The organism is Cupriavidus gilardii (assembly GCF_013314895.1).
In the GTDB taxonomy this organism is placed as follows: Bacteria; Pseudomonadota; Gammaproteobacteria; order Burkholderiales; family Burkholderiaceae; genus Cupriavidus; species Cupriavidus gilardii_C.
The window spans coordinates 67,172-88,630 of record NZ_JABTYE010000020.1 but is presented as its reverse complement, the minus strand read 5'-3'; the positions used below and the strand labels follow the sequence as shown (position 1 = coordinate 88,630).

16 protein-coding genes are annotated in these 21,459 nt (G+C 68.3%); 4 read left to right on the top strand and 12 right to left on the bottom strand.

Going from position 1 to position 21,459, the window contains the following annotated elements:
• Positions 1-16 precede the first annotated feature (16 nt).
• The 4 genes from HTY53_RS18925 to HTY53_RS18910 all read right to left on the bottom strand — a co-directional run bounded on the left by HTY53_RS18925 (position 17) and on the right by HTY53_RS18910 (position 5,253).
• Positions 17-982: a LysR family transcriptional regulator gene (locus HTY53_RS18925; protein ID WP_174108040.1), complete on the bottom strand. Its 966-nt coding sequence runs from the start codon at positions 980-982 to the stop codon at positions 17-19.
• 95 nt (positions 983-1,077) lie between these two features.
• On the bottom strand, positions 1,078-2,166 hold the full coding sequence (locus HTY53_RS18920; protein ID WP_174108039.1) for a Zn-dependent alcohol dehydrogenase: 1,089 nt from the start codon (positions 2,164-2,166) through the stop codon (positions 1,078-1,080).
• A 92-nt stretch (positions 2,167-2,258) separates the two neighbouring features.
• A complete protein-coding gene (locus HTY53_RS18915; RefSeq protein WP_217435673.1) occupies positions 2,259-3,998 on the bottom strand; it encodes an MBL fold metallo-hydrolase in 1,740 nt (579 codons plus the stop codon).
• Positions 3,999-4,263: 265 nt separating this feature from the next.
• The gene (locus HTY53_RS18910; RefSeq protein WP_254600020.1) at positions 4,264-5,253 is read right to left on the bottom strand and encodes a mechanosensitive ion channel family protein; all 990 of its coding nucleotides are present in this window, start codon (positions 5,251-5,253) and stop codon (positions 4,264-4,266) included.
• A gap of 143 nt (positions 5,254-5,396) precedes the next feature.
• Here HTY53_RS18910 and HTY53_RS18905 point away from each other — a divergent pair, with 143 nt between their 5' ends.
• Positions 5,397-6,944, top strand: coding sequence for an amino acid permease (locus tag HTY53_RS18905; protein ID WP_174108038.1), 1,548 nt, complete (start codon positions 5,397-5,399; stop codon positions 6,942-6,944).
• Here the strand turns inward: HTY53_RS18905 and HTY53_RS18900 are convergent.
• From HTY53_RS18900 to HTY53_RS18880, 5 genes are all read right to left on the bottom strand, one after another.
• Positions 6,938-8,548, bottom strand: coding sequence for a sulfite reductase subunit alpha (locus HTY53_RS18900; RefSeq protein ID WP_174108037.1), 1,611 nt, complete (start codon positions 8,546-8,548; stop codon positions 6,938-6,940). The two genes, HTY53_RS18905 and HTY53_RS18900, sit on opposite strands and share 7 nt — an antisense overlap.
• Positions 8,545-9,618 carry an FAD:protein FMN transferase gene (locus tag HTY53_RS18895; RefSeq protein ID WP_174108036.1) on the bottom strand — a complete coding sequence of 358 codons (1,074 nt, stop codon included), beginning with the start codon at positions 9,616-9,618 and terminating at the stop codon, positions 8,545-8,547. Before HTY53_RS18895 ends, HTY53_RS18900 begins: the two co-directional genes overlap by 4 nt.
• Positions 9,619-9,645: 27 nt before the next feature.
• Complete coding sequence (locus HTY53_RS18890) at positions 9,646-10,479, bottom strand: DUF4198 domain-containing protein (protein WP_174108035.1); 834 nt, start codon at positions 10,477-10,479, stop codon at positions 9,646-9,648.
• A 74-nt stretch (positions 10,480-10,553) separates the two neighbouring features.
• On the bottom strand, positions 10,554-11,129 hold the full coding sequence (locus HTY53_RS18885; protein ID WP_174108034.1) for a DUF2271 domain-containing protein: 576 nt from the start codon (positions 11,127-11,129) through the stop codon (positions 10,554-10,556).
• Positions 11,130-11,141: 12 nt separating this feature from the next.
• Positions 11,142-11,804, bottom strand: a complete 663-nt coding sequence (locus HTY53_RS18880) for a PepSY-associated TM helix domain-containing protein (protein ID WP_174108033.1) — start codon at positions 11,802-11,804, stop codon at positions 11,142-11,144.
• A gap of 432 nt (positions 11,805-12,236) precedes the next feature.
• Here HTY53_RS18880 and HTY53_RS18875 point away from each other — a divergent pair, with 432 nt between their 5' ends.
• Positions 12,237-13,790, top strand: a complete 1,554-nt coding sequence (locus tag HTY53_RS18875) for a methyl-accepting chemotaxis protein (RefSeq protein ID WP_174108032.1) — start codon at positions 12,237-12,239, stop codon at positions 13,788-13,790.
• Positions 13,791-14,042: 252 nt separating this feature from the next.
• Entirely contained in the window at positions 14,043-15,203 is a 1,161-nt protein-coding gene (locus HTY53_RS18870; protein WP_174108031.1) for an asparaginase, read from the top strand.
• A gap of 44 nt (positions 15,204-15,247) precedes the next feature.
• Here the strand turns inward: HTY53_RS18870 and HTY53_RS18865 are convergent, their stop codons facing one another.
• A complete protein-coding gene (locus HTY53_RS18865) occupies positions 15,248-16,135 on the bottom strand; it encodes an antitoxin Xre/MbcA/ParS toxin-binding domain-containing protein (RefSeq protein WP_368041035.1) in 888 nt (295 codons plus the stop codon).
• Positions 16,136-16,832: 697 nt separating this feature from the next.
• Between HTY53_RS18865 and HTY53_RS18860 the strand changes: the two genes are divergently transcribed.
• Positions 16,833-17,123 (top strand): hypothetical protein, encoded by a 291-nt coding sequence (locus HTY53_RS18860; protein ID WP_174108029.1) that lies wholly within the window; start codon positions 16,833-16,835, stop codon positions 17,121-17,123.
• 41 nt (positions 17,124-17,164) lie between these two features.
• Here the strand turns inward: HTY53_RS18860 and HTY53_RS18855 are convergent, their stop codons facing one another.
• The gene (locus HTY53_RS18855; RefSeq protein WP_174108061.1) at positions 17,165-18,076 is read right to left on the bottom strand and encodes a DMT family transporter; all 912 of its coding nucleotides are present in this window, start codon (positions 18,074-18,076) and stop codon (positions 17,165-17,167) included.
• A 411-nt stretch (positions 18,077-18,487) separates the two neighbouring features.
• The gene (locus HTY53_RS18850; protein WP_174108028.1) at positions 18,488-21,319 is read right to left on the bottom strand and encodes a bifunctional diguanylate cyclase/phosphodiesterase; all 2,832 of its coding nucleotides are present in this window, start codon (positions 21,317-21,319) and stop codon (positions 18,488-18,490) included.
• Positions 21,320-21,459: the final 140 nt, after the last annotated feature.

Below are 21,459 nucleotides of genomic sequence, written 5' to 3'. Positions count from 1 at the left end.
CGGGGCCGCCCGGCCTTCAAGCCTTGATGTCGGCCTGGGTATCGGCTCTGGCCTCGGCCTTTCCCGCGCGCCGTGCCCCACGCGCCGGCGCCGGCGCACCCAGCGTGTTTTCCATCACGTCCAGCAACGCCCGCACCGCGGCGGGCATCAGCTTGCGCGCGGGCATCAGCACGTAGACCTTCAGCGGCGACGACGCATAGGCCGGGAGCACACGCACCAGCTGGCCCTGGCGGACATGCTCCTCGACGAACTTCGGCGAGAGCCGCGTCACGCCCAGCCCGTCGGTCGCGGCCTTCAGCCGGATCTCGGCGTTATGCGTGCGAATGCGCGGCTCGACCGGCAGCACGGCCACTTCGACGCCGTCCTGCACGAATTCCCAGCGGCGATCGTCGGCATTGCCGATCACGGGCCAGCCGTTCAGGTCGCCGGGCGAGCGCGGCAGCCCGCGCGCCTGGATCAGCGACGGCGCGGCATAGAAGGCGCGCTCGACCAGCACCACGCGCTTGCTGGCGAACGAGCTGTCGTGCAGCGTGGTGTTGGTCATCACGAAGGCGAGGTCGTAGCCGTGCTTGAGCAGGTCGGGCTGGTCCCAGGTCACGTCGATCTGGACCTTCAGGTTCGGATGCAGCGACAGCAGGCGCGACAGGCTCGGGGCCAGATGCTGCGAGCCGACCTCGTACGGCGTGGCGATCCGCAGTGTGCCGCTGACCTGCTCGCTCGCCGAGGCCGCCTCCGCGCTGATCTCGCGCAAGGCGGCGAAATGCGGCGCGACGCGTTCGTACAGGCGCTGGCCCTGCTCGGTCACGCGCACGCGGCGCGTGTTGCGCTCGAACAGCCGTCCGCCGAGCTGCGCTTCAAGCCGGGCGATCGCCGCGCTCGCGGACGACTTCGGCACCTCGGCCAGTTCGGCCCCATGCGTGAAGGTGCCTGCCTCGACCACGCGGCAGAAGATTTCCCAATCCTTCCATTCGATCGTCTTCATCGTCCCGTTCGCTGGCGCCTGACATGCGGCGCGCGAGCGGGATTTTCCCACAGCGCGCGCGGCATCGCTGGCCCGGGGCCTGGCGGCGCGGCAGGTCAGTGCTCGAACAGGATCACCGAACGCGCGAGCTCGCCGCGCCGCAGCTCGTCGAAGGCCTCGTTGATGCGCTCGAGCGGCAGCCGCTGCGCGATCAGCGCATCGAGCTCGAGCCGGCCGGACAGATAGAAGTCCACCAGCCGCGGCATGTCGATCGGGAAACGGTTCGAGCCCATCATCGAGCCCTGGATGCGTTTCTCGGCGAGAAAGTCGGTGCCCTTGAGCTCGATCTTGACGCCCGGCGGCAGCATGCCGATCACGGTGGCCGCCCCACCCCGGCGCAGCATCGCCCACGCCTGCTCGGCGGTCGCCTTCAGACCGATCGCTTCGAACGCGTGATGCACGCCGCCGCCGGTCAGCGTACGCACGGCGTCGACGGCATCGGCCGCGCTCGCGTCGACCACATCGGTGGCCCCGAAGCGCCGCGCGAGCTCGAGCTTGCCGGGCAACCGATCGATCGCGATGATGCGGCCCGCGCCCGCAAGCGCGGCGCCGTTGATGGTGGCCAGCCCGATGCCGCCGCAGCCGATCACCGCCACGGTCTCGCCGGGCCGCACGCCGGCCGTATGCGTGACCGCGCCGAAGCCGGTGGTCACCGCGCAGCCGATCAGCGCGGCGCGGTCCAGCGGCATGTCGCGCCGGATCGCCACCAGCGCATGTTCGTGGATCAGCATCTGCTCGGCGAAGGCCGACAGGTTCAGGAACTGGTTCATCGCCGCCGCGCCGGTGGCGCGCAGCCGCGGCGGCTCGTCTTCGCGCCGGCGCGTATCGGGCGCGACGCACAGCGACAGATGGCCGCTGAGGCAGTGCTCGCAGTGGCCGCAATAGGCCGACAGGCAGGTGATCACATGATCGCCGGGCTTGACCGTGCGCACCTCCGCGCCGACCTGCTCGACCACGCCGGCCGCTTCATGCCCCAGCACCACCGGCATCGGAAACGGGTAAGCACCGTCGAGAAAATGCAGGTCCGAATGGCAGACCCCGACCGCCGCGGTGCGCACCAGCACCTCGCGCGGGCCGGGCTTGTCGATGGCGAGGTCTTCGATGACCAGTGGGGTCCTGGGCTGATGCAGCACGGCAGCTTTCATGGTGTCTCCTTGTTCCGCTTGATGGGGCTATCGGGAAATCCACTGCGACGTTGCGCGCGCCGGCGCATCGGCCGGGGCCGGAGGGGGGCTGCCTACGCCAACATGCGCCAGTCGCCCTGCGCTTCCTGCGCCTGTCCGTCGGCCTGCAGCTTCAGCAGATGCGCGAGCAGCGAACGCTGCGCGACCGGCAGCATCCGCGGCGGCACGTCGTCGTAGACCCGCGGCAGCAGCGTCTCGATCGGCGCCGGCCCCAGCTCGCGCAGCGCATTGACGACCTTGGCCTCGCGATGCTGGCGATGGCGCATCAGCAGCCGGATCGCCTCGCGCGGACGCGGCATCAGAAAGCCATGGCCGGGCGCCAGCCATTCCAGGTCTTCGTCGAGCAGCGCCGCCAGCGACGCGAGGTACGCGCGCATGTCGCCATCGGGCGGACCGATCACGACGGTCGAGCCCTGCATCACGTGGTCGCCGGTGAACAGCAGCTTCTCTTCTTCGAGCAGGAAGCACAGATGGTTGGACGCATGGCCGGGGGTATGTATCACACGCAGCGTGATGGCGTCCCCGGGTACCTCCGTGTCGCCGAGCACGATGCGCTCGCCGTGTTCCAGCACGCGGTCCGGTGCAAAGGTCGGGTCCTGCCGCTCGGGGCGATTTGCCAGACGCCCCATTACCTGGGCCCCGGTCGCTTCGCGCAGCCGCACCGCGCCCGGCGAATGATCGATATGGGTGTGCGTGGCGAGGATCCAGCGGATCGGCCCTGGCGCCGCGGCCAGCACCGCGCGCTGATGCGCCTCGTCGTCGGGGCCGGGATCGATCACCGCCCATTCGTTGCGGCTGCCGCCGCCGACCAGATACGTATTGGTGCCGGGACCGGTCATCGCGTTGCCGTTGTCGGCGGTCACGCGCCAGACGCGTTCGGACAGCCGCACCGGCACGCCGGGTTCGAGCGCATAGCGTCCGTGGCCGGCGCCGTCCGGGTCGATGCGCGCGATCTCGGCATAAGGCGGCTCGTCCGGCTGCACCGGCCGCACGCCCTTGGGGCCATTGGCCAGCCGCGGCATGATCAGCGCGATCTCGCGCAGTCCCTGCGCATAGTCGAAGCAGGCCTGCGCCGTCGCGAAATGCGCGATCGACGCCAGCATGCGCCGCGTCACGTTGACCAGCGTCATGCCGCTGTCCGGTGCGATCGCCTCCGACGGGCGCACCCAGCGATGGTCGACCGCCTCGATGCCGTCGTGCATTGCGCTCTGGCCGGGCGGCAGCACCGCGACGAAGAAGCGCGTATCGAAACGCTTGGGCAGGCCCGGCGGCGTCAGCCAGTGGCTGATATAGGCCATCTTGTCCACCGCCAGGCGCAGATCGAAGCGGCGGCAGACCTCGGCGATACCCGGGCCGCCGTAGCGCACCGCCTCGCGCAGCCAGGCCAGCTGGGCGTCGTCGAAGCGTTCGAGGGCAACCATCTCGCCGTCGCGCTGATAGGCGAACAGCAGGCCCGCCTCCTCGCAGCATTCGCGCACCGCGCACAGGTAGTAATCAAGTCCGCCTGCCGGCAGGAGCAACCGCGCGCTGGCGGCGGCATCGTCCAGCCCTTCGCACAGGCCGTGCAGCTGATTGTCCTGCGGATCGAGCGTGCCGCCGGGGAACACATAGGCGCCGCTGCTGCGATCGTCGTGGCGTTCGGGCCGGCGCACCAGCAGCACTTCCATGCCGGCCGGGCCGTCGCGCAACACCAGCACGCTGGCCGCATGGCGCAGCGACGGGGCACGCGGGCGCGCGGCTGGTGCGGGGTGCGCGGAAGAGGCGACGTCCGGGGTGGGATTCGTTGGATTCATACGGGTTGGAGCGGATGGGTGGGCGGGGTGCAGGGACGGCTTGAACACGTCGCGCGCCGCCAACGGACCGCCCTAGTGTAAGGGCAAGCGCCGCGGCGGTCATGGCGCACTGCGCCAGGGAGCCGCAGCGCTGTGCGGTCACCGGCCGCGGCGGCGGGCCGGTGCATGCGCGGCTATCCGGGCACTGCTCCGGCTTTTCCACCAGGCGGTCGTCCCCGCGAAAGCGGAGACCCAGTGACGTTCAATGACGCTCGAGCGCTGTCGATCAGAACGCCGGCGACGAGGCGGGCGGCCCGCTGGCGTCGGGCGTCCCCGTGCCGCCAGCCGTGCCGGGACGTCCGGTGCGGGCCATCCGCGCCCGATCCTCGGCGGCCTCGCGCTTTTCGGCCTCGGCGGCGGCCTCGGCGGCCGCATCGCTGCCGGCCTCCTTGCTCTCGTTCATCCGCTGCCGATAGAAATGCCGGATGATCTGCTGCGCGACCGCGAGGCGTCCGCCCACCGGCGCGGGGAAACGCACGATCGCATCGAGCCGGTCGGTGCCGACCGGTTCGAACATCACGCGCGGCGCGAACTGCGACAGATCGAGAAAACGCGTATCGCCATAGCGCCGCAGGCTTTGCCCGGCCGCTTCGAGAAACGGCGCACAGGCCTGCTGCGCGACATCGAGCAGCTGCGCCTCGATGCGGTCCGGGTCGCACTGCGCCGCCAGCGGAATGCGCACGGTATCCAGCGTGTATTTGCCCGCCTGCGAATGGTTGCGTACCGCAACGGTCAACAGCAGGCTGTTGGGCACCTGCACCGTGTAGCCGGTGAACTGGCGCGTGGGCGCGACCTCGACCAGCGTGGTGGTCAGCGCGTCCATGTCGATCACCTCGCCGGCATACTGGCCGATCTCGACCAGATCGCCGAGCTGGAACGGGCGCGCCACCATCCGCATGAACGCGCCGAGAAAACACATCACCAGCTCCTTGCCGGAGATCATCAGCGCGGCGGCAAAGGCGGCCAGCGAGATCGCGACGCTCTTCAGTTCGGAGACCCAGATGCCGAGCAGCAGCAGGAAGACCACCGCGCCGATCAGATTGCGCGAGGCCACGGTCCAGGTGCGATAGCTGCGCAGATTGTCGCGATCGGCCAGCTGGCGCGAGACGAAGAAGCGGTTGCTTAGCTTGACCAGCAGCACGCCCAACAGAACGATGAGCACGCTCAGCACGATATGCAGCAGGATGCTGTCGTTGAAATCGAGATTCAGCTTCATGGTGTCGGGACCGCGGCACGCTGGCGCGCCGCTCGGCCGCGCGGGCAGGGAAGCCACGATTCTACCGAGTTGGCAGGCCGGCTATCCCGCGGCCGGGTTTTCTTATAGGATGCCGCCCCATTGCTGGCCTTCCTGTGTTCACCATGACCGCTTCCCATCCACCGCGCGGCGCCGCCGTCGACACCGCTGCCGGTGCGGCTGCCGACGCCGCGCCCCCGACCTTGCAGCGCAAGCTGCGGGCCCGCCATCTGAGCATGATTGCCATCGGCGGCTCGATCGGCACGGGACTGTTCGTCGCCTCGGGCGCCACCATCGCTCAGGCCGGCCCGGGCGGTGCGCTCGCCGCGTATCTGCTGATCGGCGCGATGGTCTACTTCCTGATGACCAGCCTGGGCGAACTGGCGGCCTATATGCCGGTGGCGGGTTCCTTCTCGACCTACGGCTCGATGTATGTCGACGAGGGCTTCGGCTTCGCGCTCGGCTGGAACTACTGGTACAACTGGGCGGTGACGATCGCGGTGGAACTGGCCGCGGCGCAGCTCGTGATGCAGTACTGGTTCCCCGATACGCCCGGGATGCTGTGGAGCGGGCTGTTTCTGGCGGTGATGTTCGGCCTGAACGCGATCTCGGTGCGGGGCTTTGGCGAGGCCGAATACTGGTGCTCGCTGGTCAAGGTGGTGACCGTGATTGCGTTCATCGCGATCGGCACGCTGATGATCTTCGGCATCCTGCGCGGCGACGTGCCGGCGAGCCTGGCCAATCTGACGCTGGGCGACGCCCCGTTCGTCGGCGGGCTGCCCGCGATGATCGGCGTGGCGATGATCGCCGGCTTCTCGTTCCAGGGCACCGAGCTCATCGGCGTCGCGGCCGGCGAATCGGCCGATCCGGCCCGCAATATTCCGCGCGCGGTGCGGCAGGTGTTCTGGCGCATCCTGCTGTTCTACGTGCTGGCCATCGCGGTGATCGGCGTGCTGATCCCCTATACCGATCCGAGCCTGCTCAAAAGCGATGTGCAGACCATCGGCGTCAGCCCGTTCACGCTGGTGTTCCGCAATGCGGGGCTGGCCTTCGCCGCCGGCCTGATGAACGCGGTGATCCTGACCGCGGTGCTGTCGGCCGGCAATTCCGGCATGTATGCTTCGACGCGGATGCTCTACAACCTCGCCACCGAGGGCCGCGCGCCGCGCGTGTTTGCGCGGCTGACCCGCAACGGCGTGCCGATGCCCGCGCTGCTGGCCACCACCGCGGTCGGCGCGCTGTGTTTCCTGACCTCGCTGTTCGAGAGCAAGTCGGTCTATCTGTGGCTGCTGAGCCTGTCCGGCATGACGGGCTTCATCGCCTGGCTCGGCATCGCGATCAGCCACTACCGCTTCCGCAAGGGCTGGACCCGGCGCGGCCTCGATCTGTCGCGGCTGCCGTACCGCTCGCCGTTCTTTCCGTACGGCCCGATCTTCGCGTTCGTGCTGTGCCTGGTGATCGCGCTGGGACAGAACTATCAGGCCTTCCTCAGCGGCAATATCGACTGGTGGGCGGTCGTGGCTACCTATATCGGCATTCCGATCTTCCTGGCGATCTGGCTGGGCTATCGGTGGACGCGCGGCACGCGCTTCGTGCGGTACGAGGACATGCGCTTCCCGGGCGTCGAGCAGGACAGCACTTCCAGCGGGCGGCCAACGGGTCCCGCTCAGTAGACGTCGCGCCGATAGCGTCCGTTCTCGGCCAGCGCCGCAAGCGTCTGTGCCCCCAGCGCCTCGGCCAGGGCGTCGTTGACGCCGCTGGCCATGCCCTGCAAGCTGCCGCACACGTAGATCGCCGCGCCTGCCGCGACCCACTCGCGAATCTGCGGCGCGGCCGCGCGCACGGCGTCCTGCACGTAGCGCAGCGGCGCGCCGTCGCGCGACCAGGTCTGGTCCAGGCGCTGCAGCATGCCGCCGGCCTGCCAGGCCTGCAACTCCTCCCGATAGAAGGCATCGTGTGCCGCGCTGCGTTCGCCGAACAGCAGCCAGTTGCGCGCCTGTCCCGCGGCGGCCCGCGCCTTCAGCAATGCGCGCAGGCCGGCCATGCCCGTGCCGTTGCCGATCAGCAGCAGCGGACGGTCGTCGGCCGGCGCGTGGAACGCGCGGTTGGTGCGCACGCGCAGCGCGATGGTGGCGCCCAGCGGCGCATGTTCGGTCAGCCAGCCGGAAGCCAGGCCGAGCCTGCCGTCGTCGTGGCGCGTCTGTCGCACCAGCAGCTCCAGTCGACCATCGACGGGCAGCGAAGCGATCGAATACTCGCGATGCGGCAGCGGCGGCAGCGCGTCGACCAGCCCCTGAGGTGAAAGGCCGCGCAGCGCCTCGCCGTGCGGGGCGGGCAACGGCATGCGGGTCGCCAGCGCGTCCGATAGCGACATCGCTTCGCCATCGCAGCGCACCGGCGTGGCGCCGTCGAGGGACAGGTCACGCAGCAGCTGCGTGACCTGCTCGGGCGGCAGGCGCGGGCCGACCTCCGCGATATCACCGGCCTGCCAGTCCAGCGCGGCCGGCGCCTCCGGCTCCAGCGCCAGATGGAAGGCCGGCGCGCCAACGCTGCCGGGATTCATCAGCCGCCGTTCGACCAGCCGCCAGCGGCCGTAGCGCGGCGCCTCCCAATCGGCAATCTCGGCGCCGCCCGCGAGCGCGGACAAGTGGTTCTGCCAATGGCGTAGCGCCCCGGTGTCTCCGTTGTCGACCTCGACCAGATCGAACAAGGGCTGCGCCTGCGCGCGTTGCAACGCCGCGGCCAAGGCATGGCCGTAGGCGCAGAAATTTGCGTAGCTGCTGTCGCCCAGCGCCAGGATGCCGTAGCGCAGCCGGCGCAGGCCGTCGCCGCCGGCCGCCGCGAGCTTGCGCGTGAAGCCTGCGGCGCTGTCGGGCGCATCGCCCTCGCCGGTAGTGCTGGCGACGAACAGCGCCTGACGGCAGCGCGTCAGCGCGGACAGGTCGAGCTCGGCAAACGAGGCGACCCGCACCGGCAGGCCGGCGCGCTGCAGCGCGTGGGCGGTCTGCATCGCCAGCTGTTCTGCAAACCCGGTCTGGCTGGCATAGGCGATCAGCGTGGCATCGTCGGCGGTCGACGCGAAGGCGGCGCTGCGCTGGCGACGATGGCGGTGCAGCGCGAGGATCGCGCCGCAGAAGCCGGCGTAGGCGAGCGCGACACCGCCGGCAGTGGGCCATTTGCCGGCGCCGGCGAGCGATAGCGCCAGCCCCGCGGCGCCGGCCAGTCCGCTGAGCGCGGTCGACAGCGATGGCAGGCCGAATCGTCGCGGCGCGTTCATGCGAGCATCGCCGCAAAGGCCGGCGAAACGCGTTCGGTGAAGCCTTGCGGCGTACGCAGCAGCAACCTTGCCGCGATGCCGCGCTGCATGGCGAAGGCCATGCCGGCCTCGGGGCCGAGCACGGTCAGCGCGGTCGACAGCGCATCGGCCATCATGCATTGCCGGTGCAGCACGGTAACGGAGGCCAGCGCGTGGCTGGCCGGATAGCCGGTGCGGGGATCGAGCGTGTGGGCGTAGCGGCGGCCGCCGCTGTCGAAATAGCGCCGGTAATCGCCAGAGGTGGCGACCGACAGGCCGTGCAGCGCCACCACCGTCTGCACCGCAGCATCGCCAGTGCAGGCGGCACGTTCGGCGGGCGGCGGGCTTTCGAGTTCGACCCACCACGGCAGGCCGTCGGGCTTGACGCCCTCGCCGCGCAATTCGCCGCCGATCTCGACCAGATGGTGCGGCACGCCGCGCGCCGACAGCCATGCCGAAACCGCGTCGACCGCATAGCCCTTCGCGATCGCGCACAGGTCGACCGACACGCCACCGGGCTGACGCGCACGGCGCCCTTCCTCGTCGAGTTCGATGCGGGCCCAGCCGCAGCGGGACCGCGCCGCTTCGACCTCGTCGGCGCTCGGCGGCACCGCGCGCGGACCGCCGGGGCCGAAGCCCCACAGCGTCACCAGCGGTCCCGCGCTCGGATCGTAGGCGCCGCCGCTGTCGCGCGCGACCGCCAGCGCCGCCTGCAGGACCGAGAAGCAGGCGGGCGGCAACGTCAGCCAGCTGCCCGCCGCTGCGCCGTTGAAGCGGCCGATATCGGAGTGGTCGATCCAGTTGCTCATCTGCGCGACGATCTGCGCGAGCAACGCATCGATACCGGCTTCGATCGACGCCGCATCGTCATCGCGCCCAAGCAGGCAGCGCACCGACCAGGTGGTCCCCATCGTCTGCCCCCCGCATCGATGCAACACCGCCGCGCCGTCCGGCGGCGACGGCGGCGCATCGAGCGTCAGCGGCACCAGCACACGCCGCGCGACGGGTGCCGGCGCGGATGATGTGGAAGGCAGCGCCGAAGGGGCAGACATCGACAACATCGGACAGCTTCGCCGCACTTACTGCGGCAGCACCTCGAAGGTCGCCATATAGGCCGCGCGGCGCGCCTTGGCAGGCTTGATCGAGACCTTGTCGTCGCGCACCTCCGCCTCGATCCAGTACATGCCCGGCGACGGCCACTTGACGGTGAACTTGCCGTCGGCATCGGTCTTGACCTTCATCTCGCCGAGCTGGTCGCGATAACGGTTGCCGCCGGGCACGACCTCGACCTCGACGTTGGCGGCCGGCTTGCCGTCGAGCAGCAGCCGGAAGCTGGCCGGCTCACCGGCGAACAGATCGTTCGGATGGGTGACGGGCGCGAGTTCCAGCCCGCGGCCGGTGGTCTTCAACGCCTGGGTGGTCGGCTTGCCGGCGGTCACGAAGGTTTCGAGCCGGCTCTCGGCCTGCGTCACCTGCAGATCCTGCGCGTTGGCCGGCACCTTCTGCGCGAACTCGTCGGCCGAGCCGCGCCAGCGCTTGGTCTGGCCGTTTTCCTTGTAGCTGGCGAACAGGCCGTTGTTGACCACTGCCAGCTTGTAGGTGCCCGGCGCGGTCAGATGCACGTCGAAGGTGCTGCGATAGCGGCCGGTGCTCTGGTTCTCGGCCCTGGCCGGGCTGCCATCCGGTGCGCTGACGCTCAGGTTGTCCAGGCGCAGCGGGAAATGCTCGAAGTAGAACAGATCGTTGGACACCGCCGCGTCGACGGTCACCCACGGATCGCTGCCCGACAGCACGGTGGCCGACGGCAGCAGCCATTGACGGTGGGCATGCGCGGACAGCGGCAGCAGCGCAACCAGGGCCAGCGCGGACAGCCTGGCGGTGAGGGACATCGCGGAGATCGCGGAACGGTTCATCGAAGGCTCCAGGGCACGGGATTGGAAAGGGACGGGATCAAGGCGGCGGACGGCGACGTCGCGGCCCGCTCGGTTCAAGGCTTCAGGCTGACGGTGACGGCGCCCAGTTCGTGCTGGCCCTTGGCCTGCGCCGATATGGCGGCGGATTTGGCACCGGATTTGGCAGCTTCGGGCGGCCAGGTGAACGGCACGCGCAGCAGCTCGCGGCCGCCGACCTCGCGCGCGGCCTCGACCACCAGCTGGTATTCGCCCGCCGGCAGTTTCGCCAGCGGCGCCTTACCTTCGGTGAAGGTCACGGTGTGTTCGCCCGGCGCGCGCGTCGCGCCCGAAATGCCATCGGCCGGCATCTGCAGATCGCGGCCGGCCTTGCGCCACCACTGGCGCATGTCCTTCAGCCACTTGGTGCCTTCGGCGTTCTTCAGCTTGACGTCGTACCAGACGGCCAGCGTCGCGACCGGGCTCTGATCGGCGCGCTCCAGCCACATCGCCACATAGGGCCGGTGATACTCGGCGACGCTCAGGCGCGGAATCTCGACCTTGACATTGATCTCCGCCGCCACGGCCGGGGCGGCAAACGACACCGCGGCCAGGCCGGTCAGGCTGCCCAGGCCGCTCAGACCGGTCATGGAGACGCTAAACAAACGACGCATGGAAGAACCTCGTCAATGAATAAACAGGATGGCCAGCAGCAACGGCGCGACCAGCCCCAGCCCGACCAAGGGCCAGGTGGCGACGCGCCCGCCGGCGTGCAGCTTCAGCAAGAACAGGCCGGTCACGCAGAACACCAGGCAGGCGAACGCGAACACGTCCAGGAACAGGCTCCATGCAGCGCCGGTGTTGCGGCCCTTGTGCAGGTCGTTCAGATAGGAGATCCAGCCGCGCGTGGTCAGCTCGTACTGCGTCTCGCCGCTGTCCAGCGCGACGCTGACCCAGGCGTCGCCGCCCGGCCGCGGCAGCGGCACGTACAGCTCGTCGGCCGACCATTCGGCCTCGCGGCCATGCGCGTCGATATCGAATTCGCGCTGCAGCCAGTCGGCCAGCTCCGCGGGGACTGGAGTCTTGTCCTGACCTGTGCCGCCGTTATCGCCGGCAAGTGTCGCTTTGCGGGCCTTCAACGCCGCCAGCACCGGCGCCGGCGCTTCGGCCTGGCGCGTCACCACCTTGGGCTCGGCCTCGATCTGGCCGGCATGGTTCAGCGTGAAGCCGGTCACGGCGAACAGCAGCATGCCGATCAGACACAGCGCGGAGCTGATCCAGTGCCATTGGTGCAGATGCTTGAGCCAGAAGGCGCGGCGCTGCTGCGCCGCCCCTGAACGAGGCGCCAAGGGAGGCTCCAGGCGGGATTCCGAGCGGTGTTCCGAGCGGTGTTCCAAGCGGGATTCGGTCATGACTGCGTTCCGGCGCCACTGCGTGTTGCTTGTCGCCGGGGCAATGCGGCGTGCGGGACGGCGGCGCGGCGTGGTTGCGGTTGCCGCCTCGGCCGTCCGTTGGCCCGTCGTAACGGGAGTTTCAGGAGACCGAAAGAATAATTGTTCTCATTTGGTACTGCAATGCGGACGTGATTAATAAGTATTACAGCGCATTTCACGTCGGCGTAACTTGTAAGTAAGTGCATGTAACTTAACGCGTACAGGCACGATTGTGCCCGCATTTGCACTCATGGAAAGCCCTAGGCCGATCCCGATCAAGTTTGTCCGCCGGTCCGCCGTTATGCCGCGGACAAACACAATTTTTACGGTGGACCACGGGGAATCACGATGCTGGAACGTCTTAGCTTGAGAAAGAAATTGCTGCTGCCATTGGTGCTCAGCTGGGTGTGCCTGTTGGCGCTGCTGCTGTGGGATGCCTGGCAGATGCGCAACATGCGGCTGGACGAGCGGCGCACCGATCTGGTCCATGTCACCGAGACCGCGCTGTCGGTGGTCAAGGCCTACGAGGCCGAAGCGAAGGCCGGCAAGCTGACGGTGGAACAGGCCAAGGAATTCGCCATCGACAAGGTGCGGGCGATGCGCTTTGGCAGCGACGGCTATTTCACGCTGATGCGCTCGGACACCGTGGTCGTGATGCACCCGATCAAGTCGGAGATGAACGGCAAGAGCATGGCCGACTTCAAGGACCCGGCCGGCACCTACCTGTTCCGCGACATCGCCGAGATCGGCAAGGGTCCGGGTACCGGCTTCGTCCACTACCTGTGGCCCAAGCCCGGCGCCGAGGCGCCGCAACCGAAGCTCAGCTATGTCGCCAACTTCAAGCCGTGGGACTGGAACTTCATCTCCGGCGTCTATCTGGACGACATCGACGCCGCGTTCCGCGCCTCGCTGTGGCAATCGCTTGGGCTGCTGCTGGTGATCGGCACGCTGATGAGTCTGGTGGTCGTCCGTATCGCCAACGGCCTGCACAAACAGCTGGGCGGTGAGCCGGCGCTCACCTCGCATATCGCCAGCCGGATTGCGGAAGGCGATCTGGCCAGCGACGTCCAGCTCGCACCCGGCGACAAGCGCAGCGTGCTGTTTGCGATGGCGCAGATGCAGCAGCGCCTGACCGGCGCGATCGGCACCATCCGCGGCTCGGCAGATTCCATCGCCGGCGCAGCCAAGCAGATCGCCGCGGGCAACGCCGATCTGTCGCGCCGCAGCGAGGAACAGGCCGCCTCGCTGGAGGAGACCGCCGCCAGCATGGAGCAGCTGACCAGCACCGTGCGCCAGACCGCCGACAACGCCCGCCAGGCCAGCCGGTTGGCGGAAGGCGCCTCCGAGATCGCGGTGCGCGGCGGCGAGATCGTCCATCAGGTCGTGTCCACCATGGGCGAGATCAAGGATGCGTCGGGCAAGGTGGTCGACATCATCGGCGTGATCGAAGGCATCGCCTTCCAGACCAACATCCTCGCGCTGAACGCCGCCGTCGAAGCCGCCCGCGCCGGCGACCAGGGCCGCGGCTTTGCGGTGGTGGCCGGCGAGGTGCGCAGCCTCGCCCAGCGCAGCGCTACCGCCGCCAAGGAAATCAAGGCGCTGATCGGCAATTCGGCGCAGCGCGTCGAAGACGGCTCGGCGCTGGTCGAGAACGCCGGCAAGGCGATGGGCGAGATCGTCCAGGCGGTCAAGCGCGTCACCGACCTGATCGGTGAGATGCGCGCCGCCACCGAGGAACAGACCGGCGGCATCGAGCAGGTGAACCAGGCCGTCACGCAGATGGACCAGATGGCGCAGCAGAACGCCGCGCTGGTCGAGCAGGCTGCCGCGGCGGCCGCTTCGCTGGAAGACCAGGCCGAGGCGCTGCATCGGGCGGTGGGGACGTTCCGGTTGGCGGCTTGAGCCGCATCGCTCGAGCCGACTGTCTTCTCTTGCATGAAGGCCATCGCGCAAGCTGCCGCCGTGCCCGTCAGGGCCGACTCAGGCCGCCTCTGGAAGGCTTTCGATCACGTGTGTATAGTCCACGCTCTGCGCTTGACGTCAACCGGTGAACGGCCGGCCGCGGCAAGCGCGGGGATCCAATACGAACAAGGACAGTTGCACACGGCCGCGCGCTCACGAGGCGACGCGAAGCCATCCATTCAGAGGAGCATCATGGCCCGTACCACCCTTCACCCCGTCCGCCCGATCGCCGCGCTGCTGCTTTGCGCCGGCCTGCTCATCGGCGCGGCCCACGCACAGACCGTCGTCGCGCCCGCCGCACCCGCGACGCCCGCCGCCCCGGCAGCCACCACGACTCCCGCGGCAACCGCGCCGAGCCAGGCCCGCAAGGCCAATATCGTGATCGTCGGCACCGGCGGCACCATCGCCGGCGCGGGCGCCTCGGCCATCAATACCGCCGCCTACCAGTCCGCGGTGGTGCCGGTCGACAAGATCATCGCGTCGGTGCCGGAAATTTCGAAGGTCGCCAACGTCAAGGGCGAGCAGATCTTCCAGATCGGTTCGGAGAGTTTCAACAACGAGCGTCTGCTCAAGTTGGGCAAGCGCGTGTCGGAGTTGCTGAAGCAGCCTGACGTGGACGGCGTCGTGATCACGCACGGCACCGACACCATCGAAGAAACCGCCTACTTCCTGAACCTGACGCTCAAGAGCGACAAGCCGGTGGTGGTGGTCGGCTCGATGCGCCCGGGTACCGCGCTCGGCGCGGACGGCGCGCTGAACCTGTACGACGCGGTGCTGGTCGCCTCCAGCCCCGAGTCCAGGGGCAAGGGCACGCTGGTGGTGCTGAACGACGAGATCCACACGGGCCGCGACGTCACCAAGAGCAACACCTTCAAGACCGAGACCTTCCGTTCGCCGTTCGGCCCGCTGGGCTACGTGGTCGAGGGCCGCACGCTGTATTACCGCCTGCCGGCCCGTCCGCATACCACCGCGACCGAATGGGACATCGACCGCATCGATCGCCTGCCTGAAGTGGCGATCGTCTATGCCTACGGCAATGCGAATCCGGGCAGCGTCGACGCAGCCGTCAGGAACGGCGCCAAGGCGATCGTCTATGCCGGCACCGGCAATGGCAGCGTCGGGGAATACATGGTCGAGCCACTGAAGGCCGCCCGCGCCAAGGGCGTGCAGATCGTCCGCGCCTCGCGCACGGGCAGCGGCGTCGTCATCCGCAACGGCGAGCAACCGGACGACAAGTACGACTGGGTGGTGGTCGACGACCAGTTGCCGCAGAAGGCGCGCATCCTGACCGCGCTGGCGTTGACCAGGACCAACGACACGCGGGAGCTGCAGAAGATTTTGTGGAAGTACTGAGGCGCTGAGGCGGGCGCGTTTGGGCCCGGGTTACCCGGGCTGTCTCAGCAGCGCGCGCGATCCGCCGTCCAGCGCCGCATGTAGCCGATCACTCGCCGAAGGCCAGCCTCTGTCGTCATCACGCTGATAGGGGTCTGCCCGCCAAAGTGCGGTGAGGGTGCGTCGAACCACTGGAACGCCGCCGACCGGCTGCCCCGGACCGCAGTAGCCAATTGCAATGCTTCACGGAATAGCTCCGGATGGGCATGCCATGAATCCGGCTTGATCGTCGGCTTTTTTCCGCCATGGACAACACGGGGCAATTGCGAAGCGGCCAGTTCTTCGACGGTGAGATGCCGGCGCACCCAGTGACAATGGGCTGCCAAATCGGCATTCGGCAAACGCTGCCCGTCGAGCGTAGGGATCACCAGGCCAACGATCACTTCGGTGTGGGCACGGATCATCCGTAGCGCCGGCATCAAGTCCGTATCGTTCGACACAATGACCGCTTGGTCGATCTGATTCGACACAGCGTCATGATAGGCATGGAGGGCAAGACTGACATCGCTCTGCTTTTCCTCGAGCTTCCAGAGGGCGACCCGATCGCAGTCGCGCGGCCACCGTCCTGGACAGGCTTCATCGATGCGGGGCATCCTCACTTTGGTAAGCGAGTAATAGCCTTCCACGATTCGAATGCGCCCCTCATGTAGCTTGCGCAATGCCGAGTGATAGCGTGCCTGCGAAGAGACTGAATCGGCTGCCTTGGCCGCAGTTTCAATGATTCGGGCCGTGAAGTATTGAATTGCTTCCGGCAGCAGTTCGCACCGGCACGGTACGCCCGCACGATGCACAAGGATCGAAGGAATGACTTGTTGCGAGAACAGTCGGTAGAGGTCGAGCCACTTGTAGCAAGTGCCCTTGAGGCAGCCGTAATAAAAGTTGTAGCCGTCCACATAGACCCGAGTACGTAGTGCACTCGGCGCCTTTTCCCCTCGCTGCATGGAAGTCCCCTGGAAATGAAAAAACCGGCTTTAGCCGGCTTTTTCTCCCAGGCACCGGATGGACGAACCACGCCGGTCTCGAGGATTAGTTGTTCGGTAAAGGGTATCGAGCCCGGTGTGCCACGTCAACATGCTATATGCGGCGCTGGTGAGTCTGCCGTCACGTCGGCCCCAGATGTAACAAAAAGTATCTCTGCCGATCAATCCTTGTAATGAGATCAATTCTCATTTACTATCGCATCACTGTCTGACGACGCCGACACCCGAGTATCAGGATCGAGTCCCAGACCAGCCGGCAGCGCGACACCCATGCTGCCGCACGAATTCCGCGACGCCGCCTGGCGGTGTCCGACAACCGTCTTTTGTGGGGACCGCTCCGTACCGCGGAGCGTTTGGCAGTAGCCAGTCGCCGGAGGATCAGGGAAGCAACCAGACCCCGCTTTCTTGATCGCAAAACTCCGTCGGCAAGCAAAGCCATCTTTTTATTCCTGGCGCCGTGCTGCGGCACGGCGTGTCTTTCCGGGCGCCCGGCCAGGGCGCGGCAGCCGGAACATCCGTCGCCCGGCGCGCTGGCCGCGCCGGCGCATCGAGCGCCCTCCACTGGCTGTCCGCCGCTTCGCCATGCCGGCCCGCCCGATGGAGCTTCGCGATGGAACGCCTGTTCAAACCCTTGACCGAACTGAAACGCATCCTGGCGCGGCAGTTGCGCGCGCAGCCGGGTTGCCATGATTGCCAGCTGCGCGCGGTTTGCGTGCACCGGCCTGACCATACCGGCTGCAACTGGAGCGCGGAGGTCGACTTCCCCGGTCGTTGTGATGACGACGCCGTGCGCGATCTGCCGCATGCGCGGAAGGTCATCATGCTGGTGCGCGAGCGCTACAACGTCGCCGCCGGCCTTGCAAGCCCGCACGACGGCGGGGCCGGCGCGGCCGCAGCTTAGGCGGCCAGACGCCGCCTCATTCGATCACCACCGCCGTCAAATCACGGCCGTCCCGCGGCCGGCACCGCCGGCACCGTCGCCGGCCTCAACACCAGCCACAACGCCACTCCGATCAGCGCCCCACCCACCGCGTGCGCCCAGGACAGCGACTCGCCGAGAAACACGGCGCCCCACACGATCCCGAACGGCGGAATCAGAAACGTCACGCTGAGCGCGCGCACCGGCCCGATATCGGCGATCAGCCGGAAATAGAGGATGTAGGCCAGCGCAGTACAGACGATGCCCAGCGCCGCCATTGCCGCCCAAACGCCGGCGCTTGCCGCCGGCAGCGTGTTCTCCTGGACCAGCGCCCCGATGCAAAACGGCAGCAGGAACAGCGTCGCACCGACCATGCTTCCCGACGCCACCAGCCGCGCATCGAGCCCGCCCTGCTGGCCGATCCAGCGGCGCGTCAGAAAGCCTGCCAGGCCGTAGCAGGCGGTTGCGGCAAGGCAAGCGAGGGCCCCGAGGAGCACTTCAACGCTGAACGCGACCGGGCCGGTTCGCGTCAATACCGCCACGCCCGCCACACCGATCAGTACGCCCGCGGCCTTGGCCAGCGTCATGCGCTCGGCAAAGAACAGCGCGCCGATCAGCACGCCCATTAGCGGCGTCATCGCGTTGAACACCGCCGAATAGCCGGCCGGCAGCCACAGCGCGGCGATCGAGTACATGACGAAAGGGATGCCGGAATTGATGGCGCCCAGCACCATCACGCGGGTCCATTTGCCGCGCATGTCCCAGCGAACACGGAGCACGGCCAGGATGGCGGCCAACGCCAGCGCACCGATCACAACGCGGACGAAGGCTGCGGTGAGCGGGCCGAGCACCGGGGCGCCGACACGGATGAACAGGAAGCTGGCGCCCCAGATGGCGGACAGCGAGAGCAGGCGGATGAAATCGGCGGCAGTCATGAGTGGAATGGGCGCGGTGGTGACCGGCTGGGAGGCGGATGCGCGGATTTGACGCCCGCAGGCCGCCAATGGCAAGCCGTTTTCGGACATGCGCATCGTCTGCGGGCGCGACCGGGAAGCCAAGGTGGCCGATGTAGGGCGATGTAAGGCGATGTAAGGGCGCAACTGTTGCACGATGGCATCAGCTTGACCCCACAACGGAAAGGGTAAATATTACAAGCAGTGACAAAACGCCTTAAGTGAAATTAAACTCTGGTCTGCGCCAGAGTTAATTGACCCCTCCGACGCATTCCCGACGAGCCGCCAGGCAACTGGCGGCTTCTTTTTTTGTCCCGTCGCGGCGAGCGGACACCGCAACGAGCGCCCCAACGAGGAAACGTACCCGTTTCTGCGGACCGGATCGACCCGGCCCTAGACCGTTTGCACGTTCACCCCCCGCTCGCAGCGCGCAATCAGCTCCGCCAGCGGCACGCCGGCGCCGAACAGGAAGCCTTGCACGGCATCGCAGCCCTGCTCCCGCAGGAAGCGGAACTGGTCGGCGGTTTCCACGCCTTCGGCCACCACCTGCAGACGCAGCTGATGACCCAGCGCGATGATCGCCGCCACCACGGCACGGTCCTCGCCATTGCCGTTGGCGTCGGCCAGATTGGCGACGAAGGAGCGGTCGATCTTCAGCTTGTTGATCGGCAGCCGTGTCAGATAGCTCAACCCCGAATATCCGGTGCCGAAGTCATCGATCGACAGGCCCACGCCGAGCGCCCGAATGCCGCGGAACGCCTCGATGGTTTGCGGCGTGCCTTCGATCAGGATGCCCTCGGTGACTTCGATCGCCAGATTGCGTGCCGGCAGGCCGCTTTCGCGCAGGCAGCGGTCGACCAGCGCGGGGAAGTCGGCCTGCTGCAGATGCGGCGGCGAAATATTGACCGCAACCTCCAGATCGATGCCGGTGCGCATCCGCAGCGTCTGAATCTCGCGGCACGCGGTTGCCAACACCCATTCACTGATCGGCACGATCAGCCCGCACTGCTCGGCGATCGGGATGAACTGGGCCGGCTGCATCGCGCCGCGCTCGGGGGTATGCCACGAGATCAGCGTCTCGACGCCGACGATGCGCTGGCTGGCGGTGTCGACCAGCGGCTGATAGCGCAGCGTGAATTCCTGCTCCACCAGGGCGCGCCTGAGCATGCCTTCGATGGTGAAGCGGGCCAGCGACGCCTCCTTCATGTCACGCGAGAAGCGGCGCACCTGCGCGCGGCCGCCCTGCTTGGCCGCATGCAGCGCCGCGTCGGCGCCTTGCAGCAGATCGGCGACGGTATTGCCGTCGGTCGGGAACAGCGCCATGCCGATCGACGGCGTGACGCGCAGCCGCACCCCGCCCAAGCGCAACTCCTCGGAAAGCCGCGCCACGATCTTGGCCGCCGCCAGTTCCGCCTCGCTTTCGTCGGCAATATCGGTCAACACCACGGCGAACTCATCGCCATCCATCCGCGCCGCCAGATCGGCACGGCGCACGGCGGCGCGCAGCCGGTCGGCCATCGTGCGCAGCACGTCGTCGCCGACGTGGTGTCCCAGCGAATCGTTGATGCGCTTGAACTGGTCCAGATCGATCAGCAGCAGCGCGACCCGTCCGTCACGGGCGCCGATCGCCTGCAGCAACGCGTCGGCGCGCCCGCTCAGGTAGTCGCGGTTGGGCAGGCCGGTCAGCGTGTCGTGGTGCGCGAGGTGATCGATATAGGCATCGGCGCGCCGCCGCTCGGTCAGATCGTGCGCGATCGCCAGATAGCCGCCGGTACCATCCTGCTCGGGTTGGCCCGGGTGCTTGCCGAGGCCGCCCTCCGGCCCCGTCCCCGGCAGCGGCAACAGCGTCAATTGCACCGGCAGCATGGAGCCGCCCTTGCGGACGTAGTGCCAGGTGTGTTCGTCGACCAGACCCAGACGCGGCTTGGCGATCAGCGCGTCGAAGCCGGGCGCCACCGGCTGGCCAAGCTCGGCGGACAACGCGCGAGCACGCGCGGCCAGTTCGCCGGGCTCGTGCAGCGCGCTGTACGGGATGCGTCCGACCAGCTCGTGCGCCTGATACCACAGCATCTGCTCGCCGGGCCGGTTGATCGAGGTGATCGTGCCGTGCCGGTCGAAAGCAATCACGCAGATCGGCGCGTGATCGAGCAGGCGGGCATGCCGCTGCGCCACCACGTCGGCCGACTGCCTGGCGCGTTCGGCCGTGCGGCGCCGCACGGCCAGGTGCCACACCAGCCAGCCGAGCAGCCCGGTGCCGAGCGCCCCGCCGGCGGTCACCAGCGGTACCGGCTGTCCCGGACCCCCGTCCTCGAAGGCCGGCAGCGTAGTGGCGCGTACGGTCCAGACCTGGCCGCCGAACGACATCTCCCGGTCGAGCTGGCGCAGCGGATGGGTATGCGTGCGCGGTGCCGCCTCGCCGCCCGCGCGGGCCAGCAGCAACGTGTTGGCTGCGCCGGCGGGGCGCCCCTGATACAGCGACAGGGACAGCTTGCCGCCATGAATGGCGGCGGCGTCGGCCAGCAGATCGCCGAGCCGGAAGGCGGCATAGACATAGCCGAGCAGGGCCTGCCGGCGCTCTTCCACCGCGTTGAGCGGCATGCCGTTGCGGTAGACCGGCAGGTACAGCACCGTGCCCTGCGGCGCGACGCTGCGATGCGCCTCGCGCAGCAGCGTCACGCGCGATGTCATGCGGGCCTGCATCGCGTCGCGCGCCGCTTCGGCCGCGGCGCGGCGTGCCGGCTCGGACAGATGGTCGAAGCCGAGCGCGCCGAGGGTGCGGCCGGCGAAGGGCTCGACATAGACGCCCGGCGCGTAGACCTCGCGCTCGCCGCGCGGAAACACATCGAAGGCGGGAAGGCCGTCGGCGCGGACCGAATCGATCAGCGCGTCCAGGCCGGACGCCTCGGTCAATCTGGCAAAGCCGACCGAATGGATGCCTGGCGGCAGATCGTCGACTTGCGTGCCGAGCATATAGGCCCGCCATTGGTCGCGCGTGGTTTCGGGATGCGCCGCCAGCAGGCCGCTGGCCCCGCGCAGCAGACGCTCGCCGGTATCGAGCCGCTGACGCACCGCCATCACGCTCGCCGCCAGCATCGCATCGAGCCGCTGCGTGGCGGCCCGCTCGCTCCACGCGGCGGTCTGCACGGCGGCCACCGCGGTGACGCAGGCGCCGGCGGCCACGACCAGCAGAGCCAGGACGGCGGGAGGAAGCGAAGGCAATTTCATCGCAATAGCAAAGCGGGCCGGGGCGGCCTGGATTGGAGCGCCGCAGCGTGGCGCCAGGGTCGTGACCGGCACCGATGCCGCTGGCGTCCAGGCTCGGATCACGGCTTGGACTATACCGCGCGCAGTGCACTTTGCGACAG

Excerpts from the sequence above, each read along its gene's own strand:
- HTY53_RS18925 (WP_174108040.1), bottom strand. The coding sequence starts at position 982 with ATGAAGACGATCGAATGGAAGGATTGGGAAATCTTCTGCCGCGTGGTC.
- HTY53_RS18920 (WP_174108039.1), bottom strand. The coding sequence starts at position 2,166 with ATGAAAGCTGCCGTGCTGCATCAGCCCAGGACCCCACTGGTCATCGAA.
- HTY53_RS18915 (WP_217435673.1), bottom strand. The coding sequence starts at position 3,998 with ATGAATCCAACGAATCCCACCCCGGACGTCGCCTCTTCCGCGCACCCC.
- HTY53_RS18910 (WP_254600020.1), bottom strand. The coding sequence starts at position 5,253 with ATGAAGCTGAATCTCGATTTCAACGACAGCATCCTGCTGCATATCGTG.
- HTY53_RS18905 (WP_174108038.1), top strand. The coding sequence starts at position 5,397 with ATGACCGCTTCCCATCCACCGCGCGGCGCCGCCGTCGACACCGCTGCC.
- HTY53_RS18900 (WP_174108037.1), bottom strand. The coding sequence starts at position 8,548 with ATGAACGCGCCGCGACGATTCGGCCTGCCATCGCTGTCGACCGCGCTC.
- HTY53_RS18895 (WP_174108036.1), bottom strand. The coding sequence starts at position 9,618 with ATGTCTGCCCCTTCGGCGCTGCCTTCCACATCATCCGCGCCGGCACCC.
- HTY53_RS18890 (WP_174108035.1), bottom strand. The coding sequence starts at position 10,479 with ATGAACCGTTCCGCGATCTCCGCGATGTCCCTCACCGCCAGGCTGTCC.
- HTY53_RS18885 (WP_174108034.1), bottom strand. The coding sequence starts at position 11,129 with ATGCGTCGTTTGTTTAGCGTCTCCATGACCGGTCTGAGCGGCCTGGGC.
- HTY53_RS18875 (WP_174108032.1), top strand. The coding sequence starts at position 12,237 with ATGCTGGAACGTCTTAGCTTGAGAAAGAAATTGCTGCTGCCATTGGTG.
- HTY53_RS18870 (WP_174108031.1), top strand. The coding sequence starts at position 14,043 with ATGGCCCGTACCACCCTTCACCCCGTCCGCCCGATCGCCGCGCTGCTG.
- HTY53_RS18860 (WP_174108029.1), top strand. The coding sequence starts at position 16,833 with ATGGAACGCCTGTTCAAACCCTTGACCGAACTGAAACGCATCCTGGCG.
- HTY53_RS18855 (WP_174108061.1), bottom strand. The coding sequence starts at position 18,076 with ATGACTGCCGCCGATTTCATCCGCCTGCTCTCGCTGTCCGCCATCTGG.
- HTY53_RS18850 (WP_174108028.1), bottom strand. The coding sequence starts at position 21,319 with ATGAAATTGCCTTCGCTTCCTCCCGCCGTCCTGGCTCTGCTGGTCGTG.